Genomic DNA, 7,677 nt, shown 5'->3' with positions numbered 1-7,677 from the left:
ATCCAGCTCGCAAAACCATTGCACCGTTGCGATGCAGGTGCGGCTGTGCAAATCGACGTGGGTGGTATTGCTTTTATGTGTTTTGAGAACGGTATTATTCATGATGCGTCCTTCGGTTTGGCGCCGTCGTTGATCACTACCTCTTCCTTGGCGGTAATCGTGATGTGGTTGGCGATGTATGTAATGTTTAGCTTGGTCAGCACGTTGATGCTGTCCGCCAAGCCAAAATCAATTAAGGCATCCTGAGTTGTGAGGATGACTTTATAGAAGCACAAGCTGTCGAGCGATTCGGCGCCTTTGATGCTGACGGCGACTAAACCGGGGTGGCCCTATGATCTCTGGGATGGCGGCGTTTTTTACGCTCAGCGTTCGTGGGGAAGTACGCATAACGGTAAGCAATTCCTTGACGATGGCAACGGATGACGACAGTTAATATTACTTCAACAATTGCTTTATAGTCACCTAACCGTTGTGATTTAAATCATAATTTTCTTGTAGTTGGGTGGCGAAAAGGAGAAATGTAGAGGAAATACCAGTCACATTTTCCTCAAGGAAAACTTCAAATAAAAAAGGCCACGGTTTATTCCGTGGCCTGTAGCTTCTTTCGTTTTCTTTGCGATGCCTTCTTTAGGCTTCGGCGTCCGGCTGGTTTTGCGGCGCGGCCTGGATGAAGGCATCCAGCTCCTGGCAATTCTGGTAAATCCGCATCAATGTCGGCATCGCCTCCAGATTGCATTTGAGGCGCTGCGCATTGAATATCTGCGGCACCAGGCAGCAATCGGCGAAAGTCGGCGTGTCGCCGAAACAAAACTTGCCGGTCCGGCCATCGCGCGCCAGCGTGGTTTCCAGCGCCGCCAAACCGCTCTCGCACCAGTGGCGGTACCAGGCGTTCTTGGCATTCTCGTCAACCTTCAGTTCGTGCACCAGGTAACGCAGCACGCGCAGATTGTTGATGGGATGGATGTCGCAGGCGATAGCGAGCGCGATGCAGCGCACAAAAGCACGGTCCAGCGCCGTCGCCGGCAACAAGGCCGGCGCCGGCTGGACTTCTTCCAGGTACTCCAGGATCGCCAGCGATTGCGTCAGCACTGCCTGGCCGCCCGCGGCATCTTCCTCGACCAGGGTCGGCACCAGGCCGTCGCTGTTCAGGGTGCGGTACATCTGGCTCAGCTGTTCGCCGCCGTGCTTGAGCAGATGCACCGGCACGATGTCGTAAGACAGGCTCTTCAGGTTCAGGGCAATCCGCACGCGATAAGCGGCGGAGCTGCGGAAATAGCTATACAGTTTCATTGATATCTACCTAGACCAGGCGCACCCGCAACTCGCCGACGCCGGCTACCGAACCTTCCAGCAGATCGCCCCTGCCTACCGCCGCCACCCCTGCCGGCGTGCCGGTAAAAATCAGATCGCCGGCCTGCAGTTCAAAGTAAGCGGACAACTGCTCGATGGTTTCAGCGATGTTCCAGATCATCTGGCTGATATCGCCTTGCTGGCGCAAAACGCCGTTCACGTTCAGGCGGATGTCGCCCTGTCCGATCAGGCCGCTTGCGCCGGCAGGCTGGATCGCGGAAATCGGCGCCGAATAGTCGAAGCCCTTGCCGGTGCTCCACGGCCGCCCCAGTTTCTTGGCTTCGCCTTGCAGATCGCGGCGCGTCATGTCGAGCCCGACCGCATAACCCCAGATGTGCTTGATGGCTTCCGCCGCCGGGATGTTCTTGCCGCCGGTGGACAACGCCACCACGAGTTCGATTTCGTGATGCAGGTCTTGCGTCATCGACGGATACGGCATTTCGCCGATGCTGCCCTGCGCTACCGGCAATACCGCATCCGCCGGCTTCATGAAGAAAAACGGCGCTTCGCGGCCGCTGCTGCCCATCTCCTTGGCATGCTCGGCATAGTTGCGGCCAACGCAGTAGATTCTGTGCACAGGGAACAATTGATCGCTACCGGCTATGGGTACCGCAGCTGCCGGTTTGGGCGGGAAAACGAAGTGCATGGGAGCTCCTTTTTCAATACTGCCGAGATGCCGGCAGCGGACAATGTCTCAATTCCGTAGTTGATTCTGGCTGATGTACTGACCCAGCCGGCGCACCGCTTCCTGCAGGTTTTCCATCGAAGTTGCATAGGACAGGCGGATATAGCGTTGCGCGGTGTGCGCGCCAAAATCCAGGCCTGACACCATGCTGACGCCAACCTGGCTCAGGATATCCTTGACCAGCTGGTCGGCGTCGCCGCCGTCCTTGAGCAGCGCGCTGCAATCGGCATACACGTAGAAAGCGCCGTCCGGCACCACCGGCACCTTGAAGCCCAGTTCGACCAGGGCCGGCACCAAGTAGTCGCGACGGCGCTTGAACTCAGCCTTGCGTGCTTCGTACAGGTCGAGCGAATCCTTTTCAAAGCAGGCCAGCGCCGCATGCTGCGCAATCGAGGAAGGACAGATGAACAGGTTCTGCGCCAGCTTTTCGATCGGCGCCACCAGTTGCGGCGGCAGCACCAGCCAGCCGAGACGCCAGCCGGTCATGTTGAAATATTTGGAGAAACTGTTGATGACGATGATGTCGTCGCCCAGCGACAGCGCGGAAAACGGCGCTTCGTCGTAGCTCAGGCCCTGATAGATTTCATCGACAATGGAAAAGCCGCCCTTGGCGCGCACGGTGGCGATGATCTTGCCCAGTTCGCCGTGCAGGATCGAGGTGCCGGTCGGATTCGAGGGTGAGGCCAGCAGCACGCCGCGCGTGGCGTCGCCCCAGTGCTCGCGCACCATCTGGTCGGAGAGCTGGAAGCGTTCGGCAGGACCGCTGGGTATCATCTTCGCGCGGCCGTCGAAGGCGGCGACGAAATGGCGGTTGCAGGGATAGGAAGGATCCGGCATCAGCACCTCGCTACCCTTTTCCACCAGGGCCGCGCAAGCCAGCAGCAGCGCGGCCGAGGCGCCGGCGGTGACGACGATGCGGGCGGCAGCGATATCCAGGCCGTAGACCTGGCGGTAGTAGCCGGAAATCGCCTCGCGCAGCGCCGGCAAGCCGGTGGCCGAAGTGTATTGCATCTTGCCGTCGGCCATGGCCTTGGCCGCGGCCTCGATCACCAGCGGCGCAGCAGTGAAATCCGGTTCGCCGATGCCCATGTGGATGATATGGCGGCCCTGCTGCTCCAGCGCTGCCGCCATTTTTGCCAGTTCCATCACATGGAACGGTGCGATGTTATCGAGACGTGAAGCGAGCGAGAATGTCATGAACAGATTTTCCGAATGGCGAGCCGCGCCCCGTTGCCGCCGGCCGGTCCCGCCTGAAACATCAGGAGCCGGCATCAGGCGTCATGCACGACGCAGAGCGGCTCCGCCTACAAAGACAGCTCAGGATTTCTTGCCGGCGCTGATCTCGTCCACGCGCGCCTTGGCGGCAAACTTGTCCAGCACGCCGTTCACATACTTGTGGCCATCGATGCCGCCGAACGACTTGGTCAGTTCGACGGCTTCGTTGATGACGACGCGGTAAGGAATCTCGACGTGGTTCTGCAACTCGAAAGCGCCGATCAGCAAGGCGGCGTGCTCCACCGGCGACAGTTCGGTGATCTTGCGGTCGATCAGCGGCGCCAGGCCGGCGCGCAAAGTGCCGACATCCTTGATCGCGCCGTACAGCAGCGAATTGAAATGTTCGGCATCGGCCTTGTCGAAGCCGTGCGCCTGGCGGATATGCTCGCTGATGGCCCTCACGTCTTCATTGTTCAACAGCCATTGATACAGGCCCTGCAACGCGAATTCGCGCGCGCGGTGACGCGGCGTGCGGCTCTTGCTCGGATTGGCGTGCAAAGTTTTAGTGGTGGTCATAATTTTTCCAGCTTGGGTTGCTACTTGTTTATCTGCATTCCGTCTCTCGCCGGCGGCCGGCCTGGCCGCGAGCTTGCAGATCATCTGAACGTATTTGAAATCACATCGCGGGCAAGCGCATCACAGCGCCACACCCGCGCAGCCATCTTATTCTTCGCCGGTGGCTTCAGCCAGCTCTTCCAGCGCGATCGACAGATTGGCCATTTCCACCGCGACTCTGGCGGCGTCGGTGCCCTTCTCTTCCATCCGCGCTTCCGCCTGCTCGTCATTCTCGGTAGTCAGCACGGCGTTGGCGATCGGGATGCCGGCATCGAGGCCGACGCGGGTGATGCCGGCGCCAGATTCGTTGGACACCAGCTCGAAATGGTAAGTCTCGCCGCGGATCACAGCGCCGATGGCGATCAGCGCATCGAACTGCATGGTTTCGGCCATCTTCTGCAGCGCCAGCGGAATTTCCAGGGCGCCCGGCACGGTAACGTGCAAGACATCCTCATCCGCCACGCCCAGATGCTTCAGCTCCGCCAGGCAGGCCGCCAGCAGGCCGTGGCAGACATCCTCGTTGAAGCGCGCTTGCACGATGCCGATGCGCAGATCAGCACCGTCCAGGTTGGTTTCGTAAACTCCGACTGTCATGGCTTTCCTCTTATGCGCACCAGGCGCTTTTTTCATTCAAATTGATTACAAAAATGCCTTGCTATACATCGCTGCCGCCGGTTGCTACCGGTTGTTGCCGGGTGCTGCCATTTGCTGCTGTTGCGCGGGCACTGCTAAAAACTGTTAATGCTTGCCGCCTGCCCGATCAGGCATTCGGCTTGTTTTGATAACCGGTGATTTCCAGGTCATAGCCGGTCATCGACGGCATCTTGCGCGGGCTGGCCAGCAATTTCATCTTGCCGACGCCGAGATCTTTCAGGATCTGGGCGCCGATGCCGTAGGTGCGCAGGTCGACCCGCGGCGGCGGCGGCTTGACGCCGCTGCAGGCAGCTTCCAGCGCCGCAAACTTGGCGAAGATCTGGTCGGCCGATTCTTCGCAGTTGAGCAGCACCACCACGCCGCACGGCGAAGCCGCGATCGCCGCCAGGGCCGAAGCCATGTTCCAGGAATGATTGGTGGCCTCGGTTTCCAGCAGGTCGAGGATGGAGACCGGCTGGTGCACCCGCACCAGCGTTTCCACGTCCGGCGACGGCGTGCCGTGCAGCAGCGCCAGGTGGGCGCCGCCGCTAGGCGTGTCGCGGTAGGCGATGGTCTTGAAGGTGCCTTGCGCAGTGTGCGTGGTGCGCTCGGCCAGGCGTTCGACGATGCTTTCGTGCTGGCCGCGGTAGTGGATCAGGTCGGCGATGGTGCCGACCTTCAAGCCGTGTTCCTTGGAAAACTCCAGCAAGTCAGGCAAACGGGCCATGCTGCCGTCTTCCTTCAGGATTTCGCAAATCACCGCGGCCGGCGTCAAGCCCGCCATCTCGGTCAGGTCGCAACCGGCTTCGGTATGGCCGGCGCGCATCAGCACCCCGCCCTTGCGCGCCTTGATCGGGAAGATATGGCCCGGCTGCACGATATCGCCAGCCTTGGCATCGGCCGCCACTGCCACCTGGATGGTGCGCGCACGGTCGGCGGCGGAGATGCCGGTAGTGACGCCTTCGGCGGCTTCGATCGACACTGTGAAATTGGTGCCGTAGGCGGTGCCGTTACGGCTGGTCATCATGCTCAGATTGAGCTGGTCGCAACGCTCTTCGGTCAGGGTCAGGCAGACCAAGCCGCGCGCATGGCGCACCATGAAATTGATCGCATCCGGCGTGACGAAATCGGCAGCCAGCACCAGGTCGCCCTCGTTTTCACGATCTTCTTCATCCACCAGAATCACCATGCGGCCGGCACGGAGTTCAGCAATGATTTCCTCTGTAGTTGCAATTGACATGTTTCGCCTTGAAGACAGCCGCTGCGAACGCCTTGTGAGCCGGTCCGCGGGGCATAGATATGTTTAGGTTAATACTTTAAGTAGAATTGTGGCATGCGGGCGGCAGCGTCGCCACCCTTGGCTATCCAAGCGTAAGCCAGAGGTAGCTATTTTAAAGGATTTAGCAGACTGAAAATGTTTTACGGACACTACTTTCGGTAGTTTCACGCGAAAACCCCGCCCTGCCGCCAGACAAGCCCGCTCAGGCCGCCAATGGTTGCATGTTTGCCAACGCATCGAGCAGCAACATAGGATCGCCCAGGGCCAGCCGTTTCGAGTCGGACAGCGCCTGCCGGAACGACTTGGCGCCCGGCACGCCCGCCATCAGCCCCAGCATGTGGCGGGTGATGCTGTTCAGGCGCAAGCCGCGGCCGTCGCGCCCGTGCAAGGCCAGCTGGCTGCGGATATACGGCAGCATCGCCTCGATCACCTCGGCGCGCGTCTTCGGCTGCGCCTCGGCGGCGCCGTAATAGCGGGCGTCGAAGTCCGCCATCAGGTAGGGATTGTGATAAGCCTCGCGTCCCAGCATCACGCCATCGACATGCTGCAGGTGGAAATCGATCTCGGCGGTGGTCTTGATGGCGCCGTTGATGATGATTTCCAGCTCAGGAAAATCCTGCGCCAGCCGGTAGGCGTATTCATACTTCAGAGGCGGGATTTCACGGTTTTCCTTGGGGCTGAGCCCCTTCAGGATGGCGTTGCGCGCATGCACGATGAACGTCTGGCAACCGGCTTGCGCCACGGTGCCGACGAAATCGCGCACGAATTCATAGGATTCAGTCTGGTCGATGCCGATCCGGTGCTTGACGGTGACGTCGATAGCCACCGCATCGCGCATGGCCTTGACGCAATCGGCCACCAGCGTCGACTCCGCCATCAGGCAGGCGCCAAAAGCGCCCTTTTGCACGCGCTCCGAAGGACAGCCGCAATTCAGGTTGATCTCGTCGTAGCCCCATTGCTCGCCCAGCTTGGCTGACCTGGCCAGGTCAGCCGGCTCGCTGCCGCCCAGCTGCAAGGCGACCGGATGCTCGATCTGGTCGAAATCCAGGTGCCGCGGCACATCGCCGTGCAGCAAGGCGCCGGTGGTCACCATTTCGGTGTAGAGCCAGGTGTGACGGGTGATTTGACGGTGGAAGACGCGGCAATGGCGGTCGGTCCAGTCCATCATCGGGGCAACAGATATTTTCCGGCCCTTGCAATTGCTTGATTTCTCAGTATTCACGCGGGTCTCAAGGGGATTTGACAGCATTTCAATATTCACTACAATTCACGTTTTATCATCGTGCATCATGTTTCATTGCTACAGAATTGCTACGAAAAACATGGCCTCGATAATTAAAATAGGTAAACGCTGGCGGGCTCAGATTCGCCGCAAAGGATTTCCGGACGCAACACAGACGTTCGACACCAAAGCCAGGGCTCAGGAATGGGCCTCTAAGACGGAAGCAGACATGCGAGCGCTCAAATATCAGGATGAGCGCATTATATCTGACATGACGCTATCGACCTTGATAGACCGGTACACTGACGAAATAGGCCAGACCAAACCATTCGGCAAAAACAAAGCAGCAGTTTTAAAATCGCTGAAATTTGCTTTAGGGGATCTGACACCTCCCAATCTCACTGCTGTTTTGTCGCTTCTGTTTTAAGCCAGGACGAAAGTTTGAAGGCGTACTGATCAAGAGCGCTGGGAGTGCGTCGATCCCGATAAGCCAGCTCTACGATTTCTGAGCGTAGATAGCGTCTGACGGTGTTTCTGGAGATCCCCAAACGCCTGGCGATCTCCCTCAAGGAGACCTGGTCACGAAGGTGCCGGCGTCGAATAATGCCTAATAATGCCACGTCGATCACTCCAATCTCCCACTCACTATATTGAGTAGGATTGTGTTCTATACGTGGG

At 59.1% G+C, this 7,677-nt stretch carries 9 protein-coding genes and 1 pseudogene; 1 reads left to right on the top strand and 9 read right to left on the bottom strand.

From position 1 onward, the window contains the following. Positions 1-98: 98 nt before the first annotated feature. The 8 genes from AC07V8_RS09590 to dusA all read right to left on the bottom strand — a co-directional run bounded on the left by AC07V8_RS09590 (position 99) and on the right by dusA (position 7,026). A complete protein-coding gene (locus AC07V8_RS09590; protein ID WP_494678266.1) occupies positions 99-221 on the bottom strand; it encodes a hypothetical protein in 123 nt (40 codons plus the stop codon). A 406-nt stretch (positions 222-627) separates the two neighbouring features. Then, on the bottom strand, positions 628-1,290 hold the full coding sequence (gene maiA, locus AC07V8_RS09585; protein WP_494678042.1) for a maleylacetoacetate isomerase: 663 nt from the start codon (positions 1,288-1,290) through the stop codon (positions 628-630). A gap of 10 nt (positions 1,291-1,300) precedes the next feature. Then, entirely contained in the window at positions 1,301-1,996 is a 696-nt protein-coding gene (locus AC07V8_RS09580; protein WP_494678043.1) for a fumarylacetoacetate hydrolase family protein, read from the bottom strand. A gap of 48 nt (positions 1,997-2,044) precedes the next feature. Beyond that, complete coding sequence (locus AC07V8_RS09575) at positions 2,045-3,232, bottom strand: pyridoxal phosphate-dependent aminotransferase (protein ID WP_494678044.1); 1,188 nt, start codon at positions 3,230-3,232, stop codon at positions 2,045-2,047. 120 nt (positions 3,233-3,352) lie between these two features. After that, positions 3,353-3,826 carry a transcription antitermination factor NusB gene (nusB, locus tag AC07V8_RS09570; protein WP_494678045.1) on the bottom strand — a complete coding sequence of 158 codons (474 nt, stop codon included), beginning with the start codon at positions 3,824-3,826 and terminating at the stop codon, positions 3,353-3,355. Positions 3,827-3,973: 147 nt separating this feature from the next. Then, positions 3,974-4,459, bottom strand: coding sequence for a 6,7-dimethyl-8-ribityllumazine synthase (gene ribH, locus AC07V8_RS09565; RefSeq protein ID WP_211443306.1), 486 nt, complete (start codon positions 4,457-4,459; stop codon positions 3,974-3,976). A gap of 166 nt (positions 4,460-4,625) precedes the next feature. After that, positions 4,626-5,738 carry a bifunctional 3,4-dihydroxy-2-butanone-4-phosphate synthase/GTP cyclohydrolase II gene (gene ribBA / locus AC07V8_RS09560; RefSeq protein WP_211443307.1) on the bottom strand — a complete coding sequence of 371 codons (1,113 nt, stop codon included), beginning with the start codon at positions 5,736-5,738 and terminating at the stop codon, positions 4,626-4,628. A gap of 241 nt (positions 5,739-5,979) precedes the next feature. Then, positions 5,980-7,026, bottom strand: coding sequence for a tRNA dihydrouridine(20/20a) synthase DusA (gene dusA / locus AC07V8_RS09555; protein ID WP_494678046.1), 1,047 nt, complete (start codon positions 7,024-7,026; stop codon positions 5,980-5,982). Positions 7,027-7,099: 73 nt separating this feature from the next. On the opposite strand from dusA, the gene AC07V8_RS09550 reads away from it, so the two are divergent. Next, entirely contained in the window at positions 7,100-7,426 is a 327-nt protein-coding gene (locus AC07V8_RS09550; RefSeq protein ID WP_494678047.1) for a hypothetical protein, read from the top strand. Here the strand turns inward: AC07V8_RS09550 and AC07V8_RS09545 are convergent. Further along, positions 7,407-7,628 (bottom strand): annotated as a pseudogene (locus AC07V8_RS09545) (helix-turn-helix domain-containing protein); the annotation flags it as partial. The gene AC07V8_RS09550 and the pseudogene AC07V8_RS09545 overlap by 20 nt on opposite strands. Between the last annotated feature and the right edge of the window lie 49 nt (positions 7,629-7,677).

This window comes from Collimonas sp. GW821-FHT02H07 (genome assembly GCF_059421505.1).
The sequence above is the reverse complement of the archived record's forward strand: the minus strand, read 5'-3'. Positions and strand labels throughout refer to the sequence as shown.